The organism is Sphingomonas sp. A2-49 (genome assembly GCF_025548555.1).
GTDB lineage: Bacteria > Pseudomonadota > Alphaproteobacteria > Sphingomonadales > Sphingomonadaceae > Sphingomonas.
On the sequence record NZ_JAJLPA010000003.1, the window covers coordinates 167,970 to 188,709 of the forward strand.

Genomic DNA, 20,740 nt, shown 5'->3' on the forward strand with positions numbered 1-20,740 from the left:
CGCAGGGCGGCGCGGATGCACCATGGTGTCCGGATGACCACGCCCCGCGTCGCCCTGTTCGTCACCTGCCTCGTCGACCTGATCCGCCCCCGGATCGGGTTCGCCGCCATCGCCGCGCTGGAGGGGGCGGGATGCGAGGTGATCGTGCCCGAGGCGCAGACCTGCTGCGGCCAGCCCGCGCTCAATTCGGGCGATCGCCGGACGGCGGAGGACCTCGCGCGCCGCACGATCGCCGCGCTCGAGCCCTACGACCATGTCGTGATCCCCTCGGGCAGCTGCGCCGCGACGGTGCGCGTCCACTATCCCGAAATCCTCGAACACGACGCGGTGTGGGGTCCCCGCGCGCAGGCGCTGGCGGCGAAGACGTACGAGATCATGGCCTATCTGGACGAGGTGCGCGGCTGGACGCCGGAAGGCGTCGCCCTCGCCGCCACCGCGACCTATCACGACAGCTGCTCGGGCCTGCGCGAACTCGGCATCAAGCGCCAGCCGCGCCGCCTGCTCGCCGCGGTCGACGGGCTCGCGCTGACGCCGCTGACGGGGGCGGAGACGTGTTGCGGGTTCGGCGGCACCTTCTGCGTCAAATATCCGGCGATCTCGAACGCGATCGTTGCGGAAAAGGCGACCGCGATCGACGCCACCGGCGTGGAATTGCTGCTGGCGGGCGACCTCGGCTGCCTGATGAACATGGCGGGCAAGCTGCATCGCGACGGCTCGCCGGTCCGCGCGTTCCACGCCATCGAGCTGATCGCCGGCATGGGCGACGGCCCCGCGATCGGGGAAGAGGCATGAGCGTCGCCGACACGTTCGCCAGCCGCGTCGACGCAGCGCTCGCCGACAGCAACCTCAAGCTCGCGGTCGAACGCACCGCGGGCACCGCCGAGGCGAAGCGCACGCTCGCGGTCGACGCCTTCCCCGATTTCGAGGCGGCGCGGACCCGCGCGGCGGCGATCAAGGATCACGTCGTCGCCAACCTCGGCCATTATCTCGAACGGTTCGAGGCGAATGCGACCGCGGCGGGGGCGCAGGTCCATTGGGCACGCACCGCGCAGGAGGCATGCGACATCGTCGTGCGCTTGTGCAAGGCGGCGAATGCCAGGAGCGTCGCGCGGTCGAAATCGATGCTGGGCGAGGAGATCGGCCTGCCGCACGCGCTCGCGGAGGCGGGCATCGGCCGGATCGAGACCGACCTTGCCGAACATATCATCCAATTGTCGGGCGAGCGGCCGTCGCACATCATCTGGCCGGCGATGCACAAGACGCGCGAGCAGGTATCGGCGCTGTTCAAGGCCAGCCATCGCGCCCCGCACGAGGAAGAGACGATCGCCGCGATGGCGGAAAGCGCGCGCCGTCACCTGCGCGAGGGCATGCTCGCCGCCGACGTCGGCATTTCGGGGGCCAACTTCCTCGTCGCCGATACCGGCGCGGTGTGCACCGTCACCAACGAAGGCAATGCCGAACTGTCGCTGGTACCGCCGCGGATGCATATCGTGACCGCGGGGATCGAGAAGATCGTTCCCTCCACCGGCCACGCGGTGCACATGCTGCGGATGCTGTCACGCTCGGCGACCGGCGCGCCGCTCAGCCAGTATACGACCTTCTACACCGGCCCCAGGCGCGCCGGCGACCGCGACGGGCCGGAGGAGATGCACATCGTCCTCGTCGACAACGGCCGCACGACGATGCGCGAGGAGGGGTTGGCCGAGATGCTGCGCTGCATCCGCTGCGGCGCGTGCATGAACCATTGCGTGGTGTTCCGACAGATCGGCGGCCATGCCTATGGCGGCACCTATCCCGGCCCGATGGGCGCGGTGCTGACCCCCGCGTTCGACGGACTGAAGCAATCGCGCGACCTGCCCAACGCCTGCACGCTCAACGGCAAGTGCCAGGAGGTATGCCCGGTGCGTATCCCGCTGCCGACGCTGCTGCGCGGCTGGCGCGAAAAGAGCTGGCGCGAGGGGCTGGAGCCCGCATCGCTGCGCTCGGGCCTCGCGACCTGGGCGTGGTTCGCGCGGCGGCCGCGCCTGTATCGCGCCGCGACCGCCGCGGCGCTGCGCGCGATGCGGCTGATGGGCCGGACCGGCTGGCTGACGCGGTTGCCGCTCGCGGGCGGCTGGACGCGGTATCGCGACATGCCCCGCCCCACGGGGGACAGCTTCATGGCGCAATATCGCAAGGGACGCCGCCCGTGACCGCGCGTGCCGCCATCCTCGCCCGCCTCGGCGGCACCGCCACGCCCGCCGCGATCGATGCGGAGGCGGACGCGCTGCTGATCGCGCCCGAACGCCCGCCGGTCGATCCCGCGGCGCTGGAGGACACGTTCCGCGCCCGCCTGACGCTGCCCAGCGTCGCCGCGAGCGTCGAGACGATCGACCGCATCGAGCAGCTCCCCGCCGCGATCGCCCGCTATTGTGCGGGTCAGGGCCTTGCCGCGGCGCTGGTCGTGCCGCCCGATCCGCGCCTGTCGGCATGCGACTGGACCGGTTTCACGGTGCGCGAGCGCGCCGCCCCGGACGAGGCGGTCGCGCTTGCCATCGCCCGCGTCGGCGTCGCCGAAACCGGCAGCCTCGTCTTCGAAACCGCGCCGGAGGCGCCGATGCTGCCCAACTTCCTCGCGCTCCACCATATCGTGCTCGTACCGCGGATCGTGGCGTATCTGGAGGATGCGATCCTGCCCGGCGGCCATCCGCGCGCGCATTACTGGGTCACCGGCGTATCGGGGACGACCGACATCGAAGGCACCTACGTCCGCGGGGCGCACGGACCGCGATTCCTGCACGTCATCCGCCTCTCCGGCTGACCGCCATCGCGATGCTGCCGCTCCGGACGATTGTGCGCTATCGATACCGGCCCGGCGATTCGGGCGACAAGGCAGAGATCCCCCAATTTTGACCACCACCGCCATCCGCACCCCGCCCGTCGCCGACGTTGCCCCGGACGACGGCCGCAGCGCCAAGGCCGGCACGCAGACGCTCGACCGCGGGCTCGACCTGCTCGAAATGGCGGTGCAGGATTCGGCGACGGTGATCCAGCTCGCCGAACGCAGCGGCCTGTCGCGCGCGATCGCGTATCGGCTCGTCGGCTCGCTCGCCGCGCGCGGCTTCCTCGCGATGGGACCCAACAACCAGGTGCGCGGCGGTCGCCAGCTGCTGCGCCTGCGCCATCTGGTGCAGGACCAGACCGATCTGGTCGCGCTCGCCCGCCCGCAGCTGGAATGGCTCGCGCAGGAAACCGGCATGAGCGCGTTCATGGGCCGGCGCGAGGGCGATGATTCGGTCCACATGCTCCGCGTGCCCGGTCGGGAGCGCGTCGCGGTGACGACACAGCCGGGCACCCGCCGCCGCCTGGGCGAAACCGGCCTCGGCAAGGCGCTGTTGCTCGACGATGGCGAGGGATCGTGGCGCCGGCTGTTCGCGATGGCGGCCGAGCCGCACCGCCGCGGCGACTGGCTCGCGGCGATGCACGCCGCGGTCGAACGCGGCGTCGTGCTGCAATGCGGCCCGGCGCCCGACCATATCCATTCGGTCGCCGCCCCCGTTCGCGACGCCGGCGGCGGCATCGTCGCCGCGATCAACGTGGCCGCGGCGGCGCCCTATCTCGACGCCGATCGCATGGACGAACTCGTCCCCCTGCTGCGCACCGCCGCCGCCGAGATCGGCGCCGCGCTCGGCCGCGAAGGCACCACGGGTTGACCGCGTACACGGGGTGTCCCGAACGGCGGAACGGGGCACGCACGGGTCGCCCGGCCGGATCGACGGGCGCATGACCCGGCTGTCCCCCGATGCGGACGATTCGCGCTTCATCCGGCGCATCCTCTACATGCTCGTCATCGCCGCGGTCGCGGCGGCGCTGTTCAAGGCGGGCAACCTCCTCATCCTCGCCTTCGGCTCGATGCTCGGCGCGATCGCGATCCACGCGCTCGCCGACCTCTATCGCGATCACCTGCGCGTTCCCGCGAAGGCGTCGCTTGGGTTCGGCATGGCGACCGCGTTCGGGATCGTCGGCTTCCTCGTCTGGCTGTTCGGGGTGCAGTTCCGCGAACAGGTCAACGTGCTGGTCACGCAATTGCCGGGCATGCTCGACCAGCTCGCCGCCTGGGCGTCGAAGAGCCCGGTCGGTGCCAAGATCGTCGATGCCGTGCAACAGGCCTATGCCGGGTCCAAGGTCGCGCAGGATGTCGGCGGCCTCGTTTCCGGCGCGGGGGAGCTGTTGCTCAACTGTATCCTGCTGCTCGTCGGCGCGGCGTTCTTCGCGGCCGATCCGGGCATCTACCAGCGCGGTTTCCTGTTCCTGATCCCGCCGGACAAGCGCCCTGCGATCGAGGATGCGCTGTTCGACGTCGGTTCGACGCTGCGGCTGTGGCTGCGCTCGTCGCTGATCCTGATGACCAGCATGGGCGTGCTGATCGGCATCGGCCTGTGGGTGTCGGGCGTGCCGTCCGCGGCCGCGCTCGGGCTGCTCGCGGGCCTGTCCGAATTCATTCCCTATATCGGCCCCACCGCGGCGATGATCCCCGCGCTCGGCCTCGCCGCGACGCAGGGCAACGGGCCGGTGATCGGCGCGCTCACCACCTATGCGGTCGTGCGGCTGATCCAGACCAATGTCATCACCCCCTACGTCCAGGCGCGCGTCGTCTCGATCCCGCCCGCGATCACCGTCTTCGCGATCATCGGCATCGGCGTGATCTTCGGCATCTTCGGCCTGTTCTTCTCCGCCGCGCTGCTGGTCGTCATCTTCACGCTGGTCCGCAGCCTGTACCTGCGCGAGGTGCTGGGCGAGGACATTCCGCGCAGCCGCCACCAGACTTTGCTGGGTCCGGACCTCACCCCGACCGACCCCGATACCGATTCGCCCGCAAACGGCCGCCGCGACTCGCCGGAATCGCTGGATTAAATCGAAATTAACCTTTTGCCTTCAGATGTTCTTTGGTTAATGAATCGGGGCCGGCCGTGCAGCAGGGGTGCTGACGGCCTCGCCAACAGGGGACGACGCGATGCGGGTGTTGTTGATCGAGGACGAGCCGACCACGGCCAAGGCGATCGAGCTGATGCTCGGCACCGAAGGGTTCAATTGCTACACGACCGATCTGGGCGAAGAGGGCCTCGATCTCGGCAAGCTCTATGATTACGACATCATCCTGCTCGACCTGAACTTGCCGGACATGCACGGATACGACGTGCTCAAGAAGCTGCGCGTGGCGCGCGTCTCGACGCCGGTGCTGATCCTGTCGGGCATCAACGAGATGGATTCAAAGGTGCGCAGCTTCGGCTTCGGCGCCGACGATTACGTCACCAAGCCGTTCCATCGCGAGGAACTGATCGCGCGCATCCACGCCGTCGTCCGCCGGTCCAAGGGGCACAGCCAGTCGGTCATCCGCACCGGCAAGCTCGCGGTCAACCTGGACGCCAAGACGGTCGAGGTGGACGGCAGCCGCGTCCACCTGACCGGCAAGGAATATGCGATGCTCGAGCTGCTCAGCCTGCGCAAGGGCACGACGCTGACCAAGGAAATGTTCCTCAACCACCTGTATGGCGGGATGGACGAGCCCGAGCTGAAGATCATCGACGTCTTCATCTGCAAGCTGCGCAAGAAGCTCAGCCTCGCCTGCGAGGGCGAGAATTACATCGAGACGGTCTGGGGCCGCGGCTACGTGCTGCGCGAACCCGAAGAGATCGTCGCGGTCGCCTGATCGACGCACGGTTCCTCCCGCCATCGGGAGCCAAGGCCGCGGCATCGGGGGGTGCCGCGGCCTTTTCGTGTCCGCTATCGCGCCGGTTCGAACACCGACCAGCCGGTGCGCTGCACCAGCCGCTCCAGCGCCAGCGTGCCGAGTTGCGAATTGCCGCGCGCGTTGAGCCCCGGCGACCAGACCGCGACGCTGGCCCGCCCCGGCACGATCGCCAGGATCCCGCCGCCGACGCCCGACTTGCCCGGCAGGCCGACGCGGAACGCGAATTCGCCCGACCCGTCGTAATGGCCGCAGGTCAGCATCAGCGCATTGATCCGCCGCGCGCGCTGCGCCGACACGATCCGCCGCGCGGTGCTCGGCAGCATCCCGTCCGCCATCAGGTAGCGCCCGGCGAGCGCCAGCTGCCGGCAGCTCATCGCGATCGCGCATTGATGGAAGTAAACGCCCAGCGTCCGCTCGACGTCGTGATGCACGTTGCCGAACGATCGCATGTAGCTGGCCAGCGCGCGGTTGCGGTCGCCCGTCGCCAGTTCCGCCTCGGCGACCGCGCGATCGATCACGATGGTATCGTCGTCGGTCAGCATCCGGACGAAGCGCAGGATCTCGCCGATCGCCTCGCGCGGCTGGTGGCGGCCGAGCAGGATGTCGGCGACGACGATCGCGCCGGCGTTGATGAACGGATTGCGCGGGATGCCATGTTCGAATTCGAGCTGGACGATCGAGTTGAACGCGCTGCCCGACGGTTCGCGGCCGACGCGGGCCCACAGCTGATCGCCGACATGGCCGAGCGCCAGCGTCAGCGCGAACACCTTGCTGATCGACTGGATCGAAAAGGCGTCCTCCGCGTCCCCGGCCAGATGGCAGGTGCCGTCCGCCTCGACCACCGCGATGCCGAACCGGGCAGGGTCGATCCCCGCGAGCGGCGGGATATAGTCGGCGGGCGTGCCGCGATCCGGCGCCGTCGCCATTTCCGCGGCGATCTCCGCGACGATCGTCGAAAGGTCTATTTCCGCTCCCACACCCGTTCGCCTCCGATCCACGTCTCCTGCACCTTCGTCGCGCGCAGGTCGGTGGGGGACGCGAGCAACGGGTCGCGATCGACGATGATGAAGTCGGCGCGCAGGCCCGGCGCCAGCCGGCCGATGCGATCCTCGGCGAACCCCGCATAGGCCGCGCCGCCGGTGAAGGCATACCATGCCTGTTCGCGGGTCACCGCCTCTTCCGGCCGCCAGCCGCCGAACGGCTGCCCCTGCGCATCCTGGCGCGTGAACGCCGCCGCCCAGCCCGCCCAGGGGTCGGGCCGCTCGACCGGATAGTCGGACCCGAACGCCAGCTTGCCGCCGTTTTTCAGCATCGTCGCCCAGGCATAGGCGCCGGCGAGCCGCTGCGGCCCCAGCCGCGCCTCCGCCATCGTCCGGTCGCTGGTCTCGTGCGTCGGCTGCATCGAGGCGATGATGCCGTTGCGACCGAAGCGCGGCAGGTCGACGGGATCGACCACCTGCGCATGCTCGATCCGCCAGCGCCGGTCGCCCTTGTAGGTCTGCGCCATCTCGTCGATCGCGTCGAGCACCTCGGCATTGGCGCGGTCGCCGATCGCGTGCACCGCGACCTGGTATCCGTCCATCGAGGCGCGGCTCATCAGGTTGCGGATCAGCGCGTCGGTCATGAACCCCGCGCCCGACTGGCCCGGCGCGTCGGCATAGGGCGCCTTCAGCCACGCGCCGCGCGATCCCAGCGCGCCATCGGCGTACAGCTTGACGCCGACCAGCTTCAGCCGGTCGTTGTACAGCCACGGCGTCGGCCCGGTGCCGCCGATCTGCACGGTGGTATCGACCCCCGCGCCATAGCTCATGATCCGCACGCGCAGCGCACCGAGGTCGCCGATCCGGCGATAGGTCAGCCAGTCGTCGATGCTGGTGCCCATGTCGGCGGTGGCGGTGATGCCATAGCCGAGCAGGATCGCCTGCGCCTTGATGAAGGCGGCGTTGCGGTCCTTGCCCAGCGGTTGCGGCACGACCTTCGCCACCAGCGCCTGCGCGGCATCGACGAACACGCCCGCGGGCTGTCCGCCCGCCGCCTTCTCGATCCGGCCGCCCGCGGGCGACACGCTCTTCGCCGTGATGCCCGCGGCCTTCAGCGCGGCGCTGTTGCCCCAGCTCGCATGGCCGTCCGCGCGCGCCAGCCACACCGGCCGGTCGCCCACCGCGGCGTCGAGATCGGCGGTCGTCGGGAATCGCCCGAGCCCCCAGGTTTCCTGGTTCCAGCCGCCGCCGATGATCCACGATTTTTCGGGGTTGGCGCGGGCATAGGCGGCGATCCGCGCCTGCGCCTCGGCGAGGCTCTTCGTATCGGACAGGTCCAGTTCCAGCGCGCGGAAGCCCAGTTCCATCACATGGCCGTGCGCATCGATCATGCCCGGCAGCAGCGTCCTGCCCTTGAAATCGACCCGCCAGTCGAGCTTGTCGGGGCGTTTGTCCTTGGCGGACAGCAGCTTGCCCACGCGGCCGTCCGGCGTCACCAGCATCGCCTGGAACCGCACGACCTTGCCGTCCTTGTCGAGCGTCATGCCGTTGACGTTGTCGACGATGCCGTCCGCCTCCGCGATGCCGGGAATCGCCGCGGCAATCGCCGCGGCCAGCACAGTCGCGCGGGACGACCGGATAAAGTGTGTTGCCATGCGCGGTTGCTTAAGCGGTGTTCCCCCGCCGCACCAGATGGTCTAGCGGCCTGCCATGGCTACCCGACCCGCCTCCGCCGCCCCCCTGCCCGTCTCGATCGACGACGTCCGCGCCGCCCATGCGCGCATCCGCGACGCGATCGTCCGCACGCCGACGCTCATCAGCCGCACGCTGAGCGAGATGACCGGGGCGACCGTCTACCTGAAGTTCGAGAACCTTCAGTTCACCGCCGCCTACAAGGAACGCGGCGCGCTCAACACCTTGCTCCAGCTGTCGCCCGAGGCGCGCGCCAAGGGCGTGATCGCGGCGTCGGCGGGCAACCATGCGCAGGGCCTCGCCTATCACGCCAACCGGCTCGGCATCCCCGCGACGATCGTGATGCCGCGCAACACGCCGACGGTGAAGGTGACGCAGACCGAGGGGCATCGCGCCAAGGTCGTGCTCGAGGGCGAGACGTTCGACGCCGCCTATGCCCATGCCCGCGTGCTCGAGGCGGAATGCGGCTATACCTTCGTCCACCCGTTCGACGACCCGCGCGTCATCGCCGGCCAGGGCACGGTCGCGGTCGAAATGCTGGAGGACGTCCCCGGCATCGACACGCTGCTGGTGCCGATCGGCGGCGGCGGCCTGATCTCCGGCACTGCGGTCGTCGCGCGCGCCGCGGACCACCCGATCGAGATCATCGGCGTCGAGGCGGAACTGTTCCCCTCCATGTACAACCGCATCCGCGGCACCACCATGCCGTGCGCGGGCGATACGCTGGCGGAAGGGATCGCGGTCAAGGAGCCGGGCGCGATCACCAGCGGAATGGTCGCGCAGCTGGTCGACGACATCGTGCTGGTCGGCGAACGCAACCTCGAGGAATCGGTCAGCCTGCTGCTCCAGATCGAGAAGACCGTGGTGGAGGGCGCAGGCGCGGCGGGCCTCGCCGCACTGATGGCCTATCCCGAACGCTTCAAGGGGCGCACGGTCGGCATCATCCTGTGCGGCGGCAACATCGACACGCGGCTGCTCGCCAACGTGCTGCTGCGCGACCTTGCCCGCTCGGGTCGGCTGGCGCGGCTGCGCGTGCGGCTGCGCGACCAGCCCGGCGCCCTGTTCAACGTCGCGCGCATCTTCGACGCGCAACGGGTCAACATCATCGAAATCTACCACCAGCGCATCTTCACCTCGCTGCCGGCGAAGGGGCTGGTCACGGACATCGAATGCGAGGCGCGCGATCGCGATCACCTCAACCGCCTGATCCAGGCGTTGCGTGACGGCGGCTACGAAACGAGCATGGTCGAACAGGCCTGACACAGCCCCGATCGTCGCCGGTGGCCAAAGTCATGGGCCGGTCGGCGACAGACACGAAAAAGGGGCCACGCTCGCGCGCGGCCCCTTCCCGTAATTCTACGACAGATCAGTTGCTGTCGGACTTGTCGTCCTGCACGACGGCGACGACGCCGATCGCGACGACACCGGCAACGATGAGCGCTGCAAGCAGACCGCCACCGGCAAGGCCGTTCTTCTTGGCCGACGGCGCGCTCGCGCGAACCGACTTGGCGACCGACAGCGATGCGGCCGGGTTGGCAGGCGCTGCGAAAGCCGGCGTTGCTGCCACGGGGGCAACGGTCATTGCAAACGCGGCGAGGGTGCCTGCGAACTTCTTGGACATGAAAAACTCCTGACTGGCTGGATTCGCGAAACGTTCGCGTCCGGAGATAGTTCCCATAACGAAACAGTGTCCCGAAATCGAGCACCTATCGAAGTGGGTAAGCATCGCGCATCCGGGTTAACCTTTTATGACCGGAAAGTCGCTGTTCATGGCCGGCCCATCCATCCATATGGGATCGGCACCGCGTCGCGGATCGCATGTTCAGGGGGATTACCGCGGTGACCGCGCCTTTTCGTTTTCCGCGCTTCTTCGTCACGACCCCCGCACCCTGCCCTTATCTGCCGGGTCGGCAGGAACGGAAGGTGTTCACCGAGCTGAGCGGGCCGCACGCGACCGAGCTGAACGACGCGCTCGGACGAATCGGCTTCCGCCGGTCGCAGGGGGTCGCCTATCGCCCGTCCTGCGCGGGCTGCACCGCCTGCGTGTCGGTGCGCGTCGTCACCGACGATTTCGTACCCAACGGCACCCAGCGCAAGCTGCTGCGCCGGAACGACGATATCGAGGTGTCGGCGTGCCGGCCCTGGGCGACCGACGAACAGTTCCAGCTGCTGCGCCGCTATCTGGCGGCGCGCCATCCCGGCGGCGGCATGGCCGGCATGGACGAGGACGATTATGCCGACATGGTCGAGCATTCGCCGGTCAATTCGGTCATCATCGAATATCGCACGCCATCGGTCGGCGGCGTGCGCGGCCGGCTGATCGGCGCCTGCCTCACCGACCGGCAGGCGGACGGGCTGTCGATGATCTACAGCTTCTTCGCCCCCGACGACGACGAGCCCGCCGGGCAGGCGCGCCCGGGGCTCGGCAATTTCATCATCATGGACCATATCGCCCGCGCCCGCGACGCGGGGCTTCCCTATGTCTATCTCGGCTATTGGGTGAAGGGGTCGGCACGGATGGCCTACAAGACGCGCTATCGCCCGCTCGAGGTGCTCGGGCCGAACGGCTGGCGGCTGATGGACGACGACGAGGCGAATGCCGTCGTCACCCCGGCCGCGACGCTGACCCCCGCCTGACGGATCAGATCGGGTCCGATTCCTCGCCGATCGTCGCGCCGTCGACCACGACCCGCTGCGGCGCTTCGGTGCCGAGATGGACCCGGACGCCCGCGAACAGCGTCGTGCGCGGTCCACGCACGACGGCCACTGCCGGCGCCGCTTCGGCGACGACCGCCGTCGTGCCGCGGTGCACCGTCACACCGCCGTCGGCCATCTCGTCGCGATAGGCGACCATTCCCTGCCCCGTGCCGGCGGACCCGCCGACGCCCGGTTCGACCCCGGCATAGGCGGCGCGGAAGCTCAGCGCGCCGTCCATGGCGCCGCGCCAGCGATAGAAGATGTGCGCGCCGACCGATCCGATCCGCGTGAGGCTGGACGCCCACCACGGCAGGATGGCGCTGGTGTGGTAGAAGGTCGCACCGCCGACGGGCGCATAGACCTCTCCGGCCAGCGCCGCCTCCGCCACCGAACGCGCGCGCGCCCACGCATAGGGGTCGCGGCGCCGCAGCATCGATCCGTCGCAGGTGAACGAGAACTGGCATCCGGTGCGCCGGTTCGATCCCTGATAGACGACGCCGCAGACGCTGTGCGGGAAGGCCCGGTCGCGGACGCGGTTGAGCACGACCTGCGCGACAGCGCGCTGACCCTCGGTCGCTTCGGAGCGCGCCTCGTAATAGACCGCGGCGGTCAGGCAGTCGGTCGCGCGCGCGGCGTCGATGTCGGTCTGTGCCTGCGCGACGAACGGCGGCGCGGCTGCGGGATAGCCGGTCGGGGCGGCATCGGCGACCGATGCGCGCAACGTCGCGGGCATCCCCTCGAGCCCGGGCAGGTCGCGCGGCACGTCGAGTGCCAGTTCGCGCAGCAACTGGCGCGGCGCCGGCGGCGGAACCGCCTGCGCGACACGCGCGCCCCCGCCCCGCTGCGGCACGCAAGAAGACGCGCCCAGCAGGGAAAGGCCCAGAACCATCTGGCCGATCGTCGAGATTCGCAAACGCCCCACGCCGTCCCGACTAGACGCGCCGGCTTATGATCGGGTTAACCGCGTCGCAGCGCCGCTATTGCGCGGCGGACACCTTCACCGCGACGTCCATCTCCTCGTCGCCCTCGCCCAGCCGCGATCCGGCGACCGGTGCCGCCCCCGACGCGTCGAGCGCCGCGGACACACGTACGCTCTCTTCCTGCGGCGAACGGCCGGTGCAGGGATCGAACCCGACCCAGCCCAGTTCGGCGACGTGCGCCTCCGCCCAGCCGTGCGGGGTCGGCCGCAGCGACCCTTCGACGATGCTGTACCCCGATACGTAACGCGACGGGATGCCGAGCGATCGGGCCGCGACGACGAACATCTGCGCCAGGTCGCGCGACGTCGCCGCCGTCCGGCGGAACGCCTCGCTGGCGGAAAGGCCCGGCTGCGGCCGCGCCCGGTCGAGCGCGAAGCGCTGGTTGAACGCGCGGTTCAGCCGGTGCAACCGGCCGATCCGCCCGTCCGCACCGTCCGTCGCCTCGGCGGCGAACGCGGCGATCGCGGCATCGCGCGGCGTCGCATCGGTTTCGCGCAGGAACAGTGCGGGGGGCAGCACCTCGGCGACGCCGCGGACGACGCCATCGGAATGGCTGGTCAGCACCTCGCCGCGCACCGCGATCTCGATATGCGCGACGGGTCCCTCGCAATAGAGCATCGTGATCGCATTGCCGAAACCGTCGCGGCCGCGCCGCATGATCGCGTCGCAATCGACGTCGATCCGCCAGCGCGCCACGGTCTGGTCGTGGCTGTTTTCCGGGGTCATGCGCAACATCTGCACCAGCCGGCTCTGCGGCTCGCTGAAGCGATAGACGGTGCGATGGTCGATCGAGAGTCTCATGAAAGTAACCGGCGCATCAGCCGAACCGGAACTGGCGGCCGATCGCCTCGTGCAGCTGGCCGTTTTCGCGGATGAAGGCTTGCAGATACTGGTGCAGGCCGCTGGCGATCACCTCGCCCGAGCGGGTCTTGACCAGCCGCGACGCGCGCATCCGCGCCATCCGGTCCGCCTCGCCATGGCTGCCGGTGCGCTCGGCGAGCAGGCCGAGGATGTCGACCGTGATCTCGGCCGACGCGACCAGGCTGCGCGGCAGTTCGCGGCTGGCGATCAGCAGGTCGATGACGTTCGCCGGGGTCAGCCCGTCCGAATAGAGCCAGCGATAGGCGGTCACCGCGGAGACGACCTGCAGGATCGTCGTCCATTGGTCGCGATCGACCACGCCGCCGACCACCTCGCCCTCGGGCAGCAGGATGTGATATTTCACGTCGAGCAGCCGCGCGGTGTTGTCGGCGCGTTCCACCGCCTGCCCCAGCCGGATGAACCAGTGCGACTGGTTGCGCAGCATCTGGTGCACCGCGCCCTCGAACCCGCGCGTCTCGTTCTTGACCGACTCGACGAGGCGCAGCGTCGCCTGCGTATCGCCGATCTGGTCGCGGTTCTCGAACACCAGCCACGACCGGTTGATCGCCGTCCACGCCTCGCGGCTGAGGGCGGTGCGGACCGCCTTGGCGTTGTTGCGCGCCCGGTCGAGGCAGCGGATGAGCGATCCGGGATGGCTGGTGTCCACCGTCAGGAATCGCACCACGTCGGTTTGCGTCAGCGCACCGCCGCTCGTCGCGAAGTCCGCCTCGGTATCGGTCACCGCCAGCGCCGACGACCACGCCACCTCACCCGCGGGGCGCGACGACATCACGTCGAAGCGGACCGTCGCCTCGATCAGCCGGGCGAAGAAATCGGCGCGTTCGATGTAGCGGCCAAGCCAATAGAGCGACGAGGCGGTGCGGGACAGCATCATGGTCGCTCCTCCCCGGCACGGGGAGGGGAAGCGCGACGCGCAGCCGCGTGGTGGAGGGGGCTTCCCACGCGCAACGTGCTGCGTGGAAGCCCCCCTCCACCGGCGGCGCTGGTCCCCCTCCCCGTCCCGGGGAGGAATGGGACGCCGCTCACGATCCGAACCCCTGCGACTGGGTCATGCCGCCCATCGTCTGCGACTGCGTGCGCCCCCCGGCGTCCGGCATCAGCACGAAACTGTCCTTCGTGCCCCCGCCCTGGCTCGAATTGACGACCAGCGATCCTTCCTTCAGCGCGACGCGGGTCAGGCCGCCGGGCACCACCTGTACCCCCTTCGATCCCGTCAGGACGAAGGGGCGGAAATCGACGTGGCGCGGGCTGAGGCCGGTGTCGGCCAGCGTCGGCACGGTCGACAGCGCCAGCGTCGGCTGCGCGATATAGCGATGCGGTTCGGCGATCAGCGCCTGGCGGAAATCCTCGATCTCGCGCGCACTCGCGGTCGGGCCGACCAGCATGCCGTAACCGCCCGAGCCGTCGACCAGTTTCACCACCAGCTCGGCCAGGTGATCGAGGACGTAGCGCAGCGCCTGCGGTTCGCGGCAGCGCCACGTCTCGACGTTGGGCAGCTTGGCCTCGCCGCCCGAATAGAAGCGGACGATTTCCGGCATATAGCTATAGATCGCCTTGTCGTCGGCGATGCCGTTGCCGGGCGCGTTGATGATCGCGACGTTGCCGGCGGCATAGGCGGCGATCAACCCCGGCACGCCCAGCATCGAATCGGGGCGGAACACCAGCGGATCGAGATAATCGTCGTCGATCCGGCGATAGATCACGTCGACCCGGACGCGGCCGGCGATCGTGCGCATCCACACCTGATCGTCGTCGACGACGAGATCGGCGGCCTCGACCAGTTCGATCCCCATCGAATCGGCGAGGAAGCTGTGCTCGTAATAGGCCGAGTTGAAATGCCCCGGCGTCAGCACGACGCAGGTCGGCGGCGACGCCGAACCGCGCGGCGCGACCGACTTCATCGTCTCGAGCAGCCGGTCGGGATAGCTGTCGACCGGCTCGACGCGGAACTCGCGGAACAATTCGGGGCACAGCCGGACCATCGCCTCGCGGTTTTCCAGCATGTAGCTGACGCCCGACGGCGTGCGGGCATTGTCCTCGAGCACGAAGAATTCGTCCGGACCCGTCCGGACGAGGTCGATGCCACAGATATGCGCCCAGATGCCGTGCGGCGGGCGCATGCCCGCGATTTCGGGACGGAATTGCGGATTGCCGAGGATCAAATCCTCGGGCAGCACGCCTTCCTTCAGGATGCGGCGTTCGCCGTAGATGTCGTCGAGGAACGCGTTGATCGCCTCGACCCGCTGGACCAGCCCTTCCGACAGCCGCGCCCATTCGTCGGCGAGGAACACGCGCGGCACGATGTCGAACGGGATGATCCGTTCGCGCGTGTCGGTGTCGCCATAGACGGCGAAGGTGATGCCGAGCTGGCGGAAGGTCGTTTCCGCCGCCTCCTGCCGTCGGCGCAGGTCCGCGCCGGGCGTCTCGTCGAGCCATCGGCCCAGCGCGGCCAGCTGGGCACGCGGCTGCGCCTCGCCCGTCATGCCCATGATCTCGTCGAACGCCGGTCGTTGCCCCATCGGAACGGTAAAGCCTCCCCGTGATCCAGGTTCCATGCTGCGGGGAATAGCTGCGCTGCACAATAGCCCCGGCGAGACTTTTTCGCGCAGGGCCCCGCAGATAGCGTGCGGATCAATGCAGCGCGGCGAGCATCCCCGGGGTCAGCACCTGCGGCAGCACGCGCGGTTCGGCGGCACCCGGCGCGTAATAGAGGTACAGCGGCACGCCGGCGCGGTTGTGCGACTGGATGAAGCGGCCCAGCGCCGGATCGCCGTCGGTCCAGTCGCCGACCAGCACCGCCACCTTGTTGCGCGCGAACGCCGCGCGGGTTCCGGCGGTGTCGATCGACGAAGCTTCGTTGACCTTGCACGACAGGCACCAGTCGGCGGTGAAATAGGCGAACACCGGCCGCCCCTCCCTGCGCAGGGCGGCGAGCCGCGCCTCGCTGAAGGCGTCGCCACCGACCTTCGCCGGTCGCGCCGCGCCGCCCGTCAGGGCCGCGGCGAGTGCGGCGGGCACGACCAGCGCACCCAGCGCGATCGCCCAGCCGAACCCCTGCCCCCGCTTCTGCCGCTTGCCACCGACGCCCAGCAGCACCGCCATCGCGACGATCGTCGCGACGCCGGCGAGCAGCCCGGCGGTGCCCGCCTGTCGCCAGGCGAGCCACAGCAGCGCCGCCACCGTCAGCGCCATCGGCACTGCCAGCACGCGGCGGAACCGCTCCATCCACAGGCCCGGCCGCGGCAATCGCCGGCGCAGCGCGGGGACGAAGCCGATCGCCAGGAACGGCAGCGCGAGCCCGAGGCCGAGGCCGGCGAACACCGCGAGCGCCGCCGGCCACGGCAGGACCAGCGCCGCGCCCAGCGCCGCGCCCATGAACGGCCCGCTGCACGGCGTCGCGACGAACGCCGCCAGCGCGCCGGTCGCAAGCGATCCCGCCGCACCGCCGTGGCTGGCGAACTGCGGCACCGGCATTTCGAACCGGCCGGCGAGGTTGAGCGTGATCGCGAAGGTCAGCGCGATCAGCAGCACCACGATCCGCGGATCCTGCAACTGGAACGCCCAGCCCACCGCCGACCCGCCCGCGCGCAGGCCCAGGATCAGCCCGCCCAGCGCCACGCACATCAGCACCGCGCCGAGCATATAGCCCAGCGCATCGATCCGCGCCGCGCGTTCGTCCTCGCCGCCGCGCGCGAGGTGCAGCGCCTTCAGGCTGAGGATCGGGAAGACGCAGGGCATCACGTTGAGGATCAACCCGCCCAGCACCGCGCCTGCGAACGCCAGCAGCGCCGCGGACCAGCCGCTGCGATCGGTCGGCAGCGCGACCGTCCCCGGATCGGCGTGGACGCTGAGCCCCAGGTCGCGGCCGATCCGCAACACGCCCTCGATCCGTCCCTTGGGCGCGCCCTCGGTGACGATCAGCAGCCGGTCGCCGTCGCGGCTGACGGTCTGTGGCGCGGCATAGCGCGTCATGTCCGGCCCGAACGGGAAGAACGCCGCGTCCGTCACGCGCGCCGCCGCGGGCAGCGGCACCGCCAGCACCAGCCTGCCGTCCTTCACCTGATAGGTCCCGGCGGCATCGAGCGGCTTGGGGATCGCGGCGCGCCAGCGGTCGAAGCGGGCCGCCTGCGCCGGCGCACCGTCGCCGACGGTCAGGTCGAGGGTCAGCTCCTGCGCTTCCGGCACGCAGATCGCGTTGGTGCAGACCAGATAGTTGATCGCGAGGCGGACCGGCAGGCGCGTCCCCGCCGCGACGCCGGCCGGTACGTGCAGCGTCGCGAGCGGCGCATAGGGCGCCTCGTAGACATAGTTCATCAGACCGGCGATCAGCAGCGTCGTCGGCACCGGCCATTGCAGCGCTTCGTCGGCACGCATCCCGGCGGGCAGGGTCCAGGCGAGCGACGGCGCGAAGCCCGCATCGCCGGGATTGCGCCAATAGCCGTGCCACCCCGCCTCTGGCCGGGTGTCGAGCGCGATGGTCACCGCCTGGCCCGCACGCGGCGCGGCGCTGTCCGCAACCAGCCGCATCGCGAGGTGCGGCGGTCCGTTCGCGGGCGCAAGATCGGCACCGGCCGGGAGCGCCGACATCGCAAGAAGCGTCATCATCACGCAACCCAGCATGCGTATCAGCGCGGCGGGCCATCCCGGCCGGGTCATTCTTGCTCGATCCATCGCCCACCGCCATAGCGGCGCCCGCACCGTAACACGAGAGCCCCAGATGAAGTCGCTGATCGCCATCGCCCTGCTCGCCTCCGCCGCCCTCGGCGCCACCGCCGCATCCGCGCAGCAGGCGCCTGCCCCGGCGATCCCGGCACCGGCGCCCGCGCCGACCCGCACCGCGCCGCCGCGGCTCATCGTCGCAATCTCCGTCGACCAGTTTTCCGCCGACCTGTTCCAGCAATATCGCAACCACTTCACCGGCGGCTTCGCGCGGCTGCTGACCGGCGCGGTGTTTCCCTCGGGCTATCAGAGCCATGCCGCGACCGAGACGTGTCCGGGCCATTCGACGATCCTCACCGGCATGCGCCCCGCGCACACCGGCATCGTCGCGAACAACTGGATCGACCAGTCGGTCGCGCGCGCCGACAAGACGGTCTATTGCGCCGAGGACGAAACCGTCCCCGGCAGCGATCACACCAGCTACACGGTCAGCGATCGCCACCTGAAGGTGCCGACGCTGGGCGAGATGATGAAGAATGCCCGCCCCGCGACGCGCGTCGTCTCGGTCGCGGGCAAGGACCGCGCGGCGGTGATGATGGGCGGCCACAAGGTCGACGAACTGTGGTGGTGGGACGGCAAGACCTATGCCAGCTATGCCGGCCGCGCGGTGCCCCGTGCCGTCCAGCGTGGCCGCGACGCGGTCGCCGCGCTCGTCGCCCGCGCGCAGGCGCCGCTGCCGCTGCCCGACTTCTGCCGCGCGCTCGACCGGCCGATCACCGTCGCGGGCACCGTCTACGGCCAAGGCCGGTTCGCGCGGGCGGCGGGCGACCTGAAGGCGTTCCGCGCGTCGCCGCCGAGCGACGCCGCCGTGTTCGCGATTGCCGCCGGCCTGATCCAGGACATGAAGCTCGGGCGGGGGCGCGACACCGACATCATCGATATCGGCGCGTCGGCGACCGACTATATCGGCCATTCGCTCGGGACGCAGGGGACCGAGATGTGCATCCAGATGGACCAGCTCGACCGCACGCTCGGCAGCTTCTTCGACACGCTCGACGGCTGGGGCCTCGATTACGAAGTGGTCCTGACCGCGGACCATGGCGCGCACGACATGACCGAACGCCAGCAACAGCATGCGATGCCGATGGAAAGCCACGTCTCTGCCGACGCGTCGATCAAGGCGGTGGATGCCGCGGTCGCGGCCGCGCTGGGCCTCAAGGGGCCGGTGCTGCTCGGGGCGGAAGGCGACGTCTACCTCGCCCGCGGCCTCTCGCCCGCGGATCGCGCCCGCGTGCTCGCGGCGGCGCAGACGCGCTTCGCCGCACAGCCGCAGGTCGCCGCCGCCTTCACCCGGGCGCAGATCGCGGCGCAACCGATGGCGACCACCCCGCCCGAGACGTGGACGCTGCTGGAGCGCGCGCGCGCGTCGTTCGACCCCGCCGTGTCGGGCGACCTGCTGGTACTGCTGAAGCCGCGCGTGACCACGATCGAGACGCCGGCGGCGGGCTATGTCGAGACGCACGGCAGCCCGTGGGATTATGACCGCCGCGTGCCCATCCTGTTCTGGCGCAAGGGGATGGCGGGCTTCGAACAGCCGCTGTCGGTCGAAACCGTCGACATCGCGCCTACGCTCGCGGCGACGATCGGACTGCCGGTCCACGGGCTCGACGGACGCTGCCTCGACCTCAATCCCGGCGCTGGCGACACTTGCGTGCGGTAGCGACACCCGTCGCCGCGCTGCCGGCGGAGATCGCGCATCCGGGCGCGCTGTCGGGACGCGACTACTTCACGGCGGGCGCCGGGCGGCGCATTTGACGGCACAACGCGATCGTCGCGAGGCTCTTCGGCACGCTGTTCCGGCCGGCGGCGATGACGACCCTCTCGTTCGCCGTGGCGTGGCGCAGCCCAACCGGACAGGACGGGCGGGGGATGCTGGTGGCTATCGCCGTGGTGCTGTCGATCCGTACGCTGCCCGTCAGTTTCGCGGCCAGCCCGGGCTACCCGTGGATCGACCGCCGCCGCCGCTGACCGCGTGCCGCGGCGCTCGTCAGCGCGTCTCGAACATCCGCATCCCCACGATGCGGTTCGCACCGATCGCGAGGCGATCGTGGCTGAGATCGGCGACGAACGCCGGATTGGCGGGCGCACCCGGCGCCAGCCGCGCGTCGTTGTCCGCAATGCGCAGCCCGGCGGACGGATAGGTCCGCGCTTCCGCCGCGACCACGATCAGCGCGCTGTGATTCTCCTTGCCGTGGCCCTGCACGAAGGTGTTGCGCGCGATCGTCCCGCGCGCGCCCTCGGGCAGGTCGATCATGTAGTTGGTCCTGCGGCCCGCGGTATCGTCGAAGCTGTTGTCGGTGATCGCGACCTGCGGCACGCGCAGCTTGACGTAATGGCCGCCGGTGCCGCGCTCGAAGCGCGAATGCGTGATCGAGACGCTGCCGGTGTTGGCGAGGTAGATGGCGTGGCTGCAATCGGGCGTCTCGTCGCATTGTCCCAGCCCCGAAAAGGTCGACCGGTCGATCACGATCCGTTGGCCGCGCGGCTCGCCCCCCAGGATCCCTTCCTGGCTGTCGCGGAACATCGTGTTGGTGACGGTGAGGTCGCCCATCTCGGTGCGGATCCCCGCTCCGTTGCCGTCCGCGACGCGATAGCCACGAAAGACGAGGCCATCGACCACCGACCCCTGCCCGCGCAGCACCAGCGCCGCCTTGCCCTCGCACGCCCGCCCCTCGAAGATCGCGGTGCCCGGCTGCGCCGCGCGGAACGTGATCCGCCCGCCCTGCTGCACCGCACACTGCCGGTATAGGCCGGGCGCGATCAGGATCGTCGCCCTACCCATGCCGACCGACGACACCGCCGCCTGCAGATCGGCGAAGCGCTGCCCCGTCTCGAGGATCGTGAACGGGGCGTCGGGCCCGGCGGTGGCCGGGGCGGAAGAGGCGAGCAGCGCGAGCGCGAGCGTGACGAGGGTGCGGGTCATGCCCCGTCCTGCGCGCCCGCCCGCCGTGCTGACCAGCCGGATTCGGGGTTAATGCGACGCCTGCGCCGCCCGACGGTCCGGCTCGTGTTCGCACCGTCCCATGACGGGACGCGCACGGGGGTCGATTGCGTCTCGC

The 20,740-nt window shown here is 70.1% G+C and carries 19 protein-coding genes; 10 read left to right on the forward strand and 9 right to left on the reverse strand.

The features are described from left to right. The first annotated feature begins 33 nt into the window (after positions 1-33). The 6 genes from LPN01_RS05925 to ctrA all read left to right on the forward strand — a co-directional run bounded on the left by LPN01_RS05925 (position 34) and on the right by ctrA (position 5,689). The gene (locus LPN01_RS05925; protein WP_262827435.1) at positions 34-792 is read left to right on the forward strand and encodes a (Fe-S)-binding protein; all 759 of its coding nucleotides are present in this window, start codon (positions 34-36) and stop codon (positions 790-792) included. Next, the gene (locus tag LPN01_RS05930) at positions 789-2,192 is read left to right on the forward strand and encodes a lactate utilization protein B (protein ID WP_262827436.1); all 1,404 of its coding nucleotides are present in this window, start codon (positions 789-791) and stop codon (positions 2,190-2,192) included. Before LPN01_RS05925 ends, LPN01_RS05930 begins: the two co-directional genes overlap by 4 nt. Then, positions 2,189-2,800: a lactate utilization protein C gene (locus LPN01_RS05935; protein WP_262827437.1), complete on the forward strand. Its 612-nt coding sequence runs from the start codon at positions 2,189-2,191 to the stop codon at positions 2,798-2,800. The genes LPN01_RS05930 and LPN01_RS05935 overlap by 4 nt, the downstream gene beginning before the upstream one ends. Positions 2,801-2,888: 88 nt before the next feature. After that, the gene (locus tag LPN01_RS05940) at positions 2,889-3,692 is read left to right on the forward strand and encodes an IclR family transcriptional regulator (protein WP_262827438.1); all 804 of its coding nucleotides are present in this window, start codon (positions 2,889-2,891) and stop codon (positions 3,690-3,692) included. Positions 3,693-3,762: 70 nt separating this feature from the next. Then, positions 3,763-4,893 carry an AI-2E family transporter gene (locus tag LPN01_RS05945; RefSeq protein ID WP_262827439.1) on the forward strand — a complete coding sequence of 377 codons (1,131 nt, stop codon included), beginning with the start codon at positions 3,763-3,765 and terminating at the stop codon, positions 4,891-4,893. A 100-nt stretch (positions 4,894-4,993) separates the two neighbouring features. Continuing rightward, the gene (ctrA, locus tag LPN01_RS05950) at positions 4,994-5,689 is read left to right on the forward strand and encodes a response regulator transcription factor CtrA (RefSeq protein WP_262827440.1); all 696 of its coding nucleotides are present in this window, start codon (positions 4,994-4,996) and stop codon (positions 5,687-5,689) included. A 74-nt stretch (positions 5,690-5,763) separates the two neighbouring features. Here ctrA and LPN01_RS05955 read toward each other — a convergent pair whose 3' ends face one another. Both LPN01_RS05955 and LPN01_RS05960 read right to left on the reverse strand, forming a co-directional pair. Continuing rightward, a complete protein-coding gene (locus LPN01_RS05955) occupies positions 5,764-6,696 on the reverse strand; it encodes a glutaminase (protein WP_262827471.1) in 933 nt (310 codons plus the stop codon). Further along, the gene (locus tag LPN01_RS05960) at positions 6,693-8,366 is read right to left on the reverse strand and encodes an amidohydrolase (protein ID WP_262827441.1); all 1,674 of its coding nucleotides are present in this window, start codon (positions 8,364-8,366) and stop codon (positions 6,693-6,695) included. The genes LPN01_RS05955 and LPN01_RS05960 overlap by 4 nt, the downstream gene beginning before the upstream one ends. A 55-nt stretch (positions 8,367-8,421) precedes the next feature. Here LPN01_RS05960 and LPN01_RS05965 point away from each other — a divergent pair, with 55 nt between their 5' ends. Beyond that, positions 8,422-9,663 (forward strand): threonine ammonia-lyase, encoded by a 1,242-nt coding sequence (locus LPN01_RS05965; RefSeq protein ID WP_262827442.1) that lies wholly within the window; start codon positions 8,422-8,424, stop codon positions 9,661-9,663. 106 nt (positions 9,664-9,769) lie between these two features. Here the strand turns inward: LPN01_RS05965 and LPN01_RS05970 are convergent, their stop codons facing one another. After that, positions 9,770-10,024 (reverse strand): hypothetical protein, encoded by a 255-nt coding sequence (locus LPN01_RS05970; RefSeq protein ID WP_262827443.1) that lies wholly within the window; start codon positions 10,022-10,024, stop codon positions 9,770-9,772. Positions 10,025-10,242: 218 nt separating this feature from the next. On the opposite strand from LPN01_RS05970, the gene LPN01_RS05975 reads away from it, so the two are divergent. Next, entirely contained in the window at positions 10,243-11,040 is a 798-nt protein-coding gene (locus LPN01_RS05975) for an arginyltransferase (RefSeq protein ID WP_262827444.1), read from the forward strand. A 4-nt stretch (positions 11,041-11,044) separates the two neighbouring features. Here LPN01_RS05975 and LPN01_RS05980 read toward each other — a convergent pair whose 3' ends face one another. The 5 genes from LPN01_RS05980 to LPN01_RS06000 form a co-directional block, all read right to left on the reverse strand. After that, positions 11,045-12,022 (reverse strand): cell wall hydrolase, encoded by a 978-nt coding sequence (locus tag LPN01_RS05980; RefSeq protein WP_262827445.1) that lies wholly within the window; start codon positions 12,020-12,022, stop codon positions 11,045-11,047. A gap of 55 nt (positions 12,023-12,077) precedes the next feature. Continuing rightward, positions 12,078-12,881 (reverse strand): transglutaminase family protein, encoded by an 804-nt coding sequence (locus tag LPN01_RS05985; protein WP_262827446.1) that lies wholly within the window; start codon positions 12,879-12,881, stop codon positions 12,078-12,080. Positions 12,882-12,897: 16 nt separating this feature from the next. Continuing rightward, entirely contained in the window at positions 12,898-13,833 is a 936-nt protein-coding gene (locus LPN01_RS05990) for an alpha-E domain-containing protein (protein WP_262827472.1), read from the reverse strand. A gap of 151 nt (positions 13,834-13,984) precedes the next feature. Beyond that, positions 13,985-15,481, reverse strand: coding sequence for a circularly permuted type 2 ATP-grasp protein (locus LPN01_RS05995; RefSeq protein WP_262827447.1), 1,497 nt, complete (start codon positions 15,479-15,481; stop codon positions 13,985-13,987). Positions 15,482-15,593: 112 nt separating this feature from the next. Continuing rightward, on the reverse strand, positions 15,594-17,567 hold the full coding sequence (locus LPN01_RS06000) for a protein-disulfide reductase DsbD family protein (RefSeq protein WP_262827448.1): 1,974 nt from the start codon (positions 17,565-17,567) through the stop codon (positions 15,594-15,596). A 112-nt stretch (positions 17,568-17,679) separates the two neighbouring features. Here LPN01_RS06000 and LPN01_RS06005 point away from each other — a divergent pair, with 112 nt between their 5' ends. Together LPN01_RS06005 and LPN01_RS06010 are read left to right on the forward strand one after the other, a co-directional pair. Next, on the forward strand, positions 17,680-19,341 hold the full coding sequence (locus LPN01_RS06005; RefSeq protein ID WP_262827449.1) for an alkaline phosphatase family protein: 1,662 nt from the start codon (positions 17,680-17,682) through the stop codon (positions 19,339-19,341). A 149-nt stretch (positions 19,342-19,490) separates the two neighbouring features. After that, positions 19,491-19,649 carry a hypothetical protein gene (locus LPN01_RS06010; RefSeq protein WP_262827450.1) on the forward strand — a complete coding sequence of 53 codons (159 nt, stop codon included), beginning with the start codon at positions 19,491-19,493 and terminating at the stop codon, positions 19,647-19,649. 19 nt (positions 19,650-19,668) lie between these two features. Here the strand turns inward: LPN01_RS06010 and LPN01_RS06015 are convergent, their stop codons facing one another. Then, complete coding sequence (locus tag LPN01_RS06015; protein WP_262827451.1) at positions 19,669-20,604, reverse strand: right-handed parallel beta-helix repeat-containing protein; 936 nt, start codon at positions 20,602-20,604, stop codon at positions 19,669-19,671. Between the last annotated feature and the right edge of the window lie 136 nt (positions 20,605-20,740).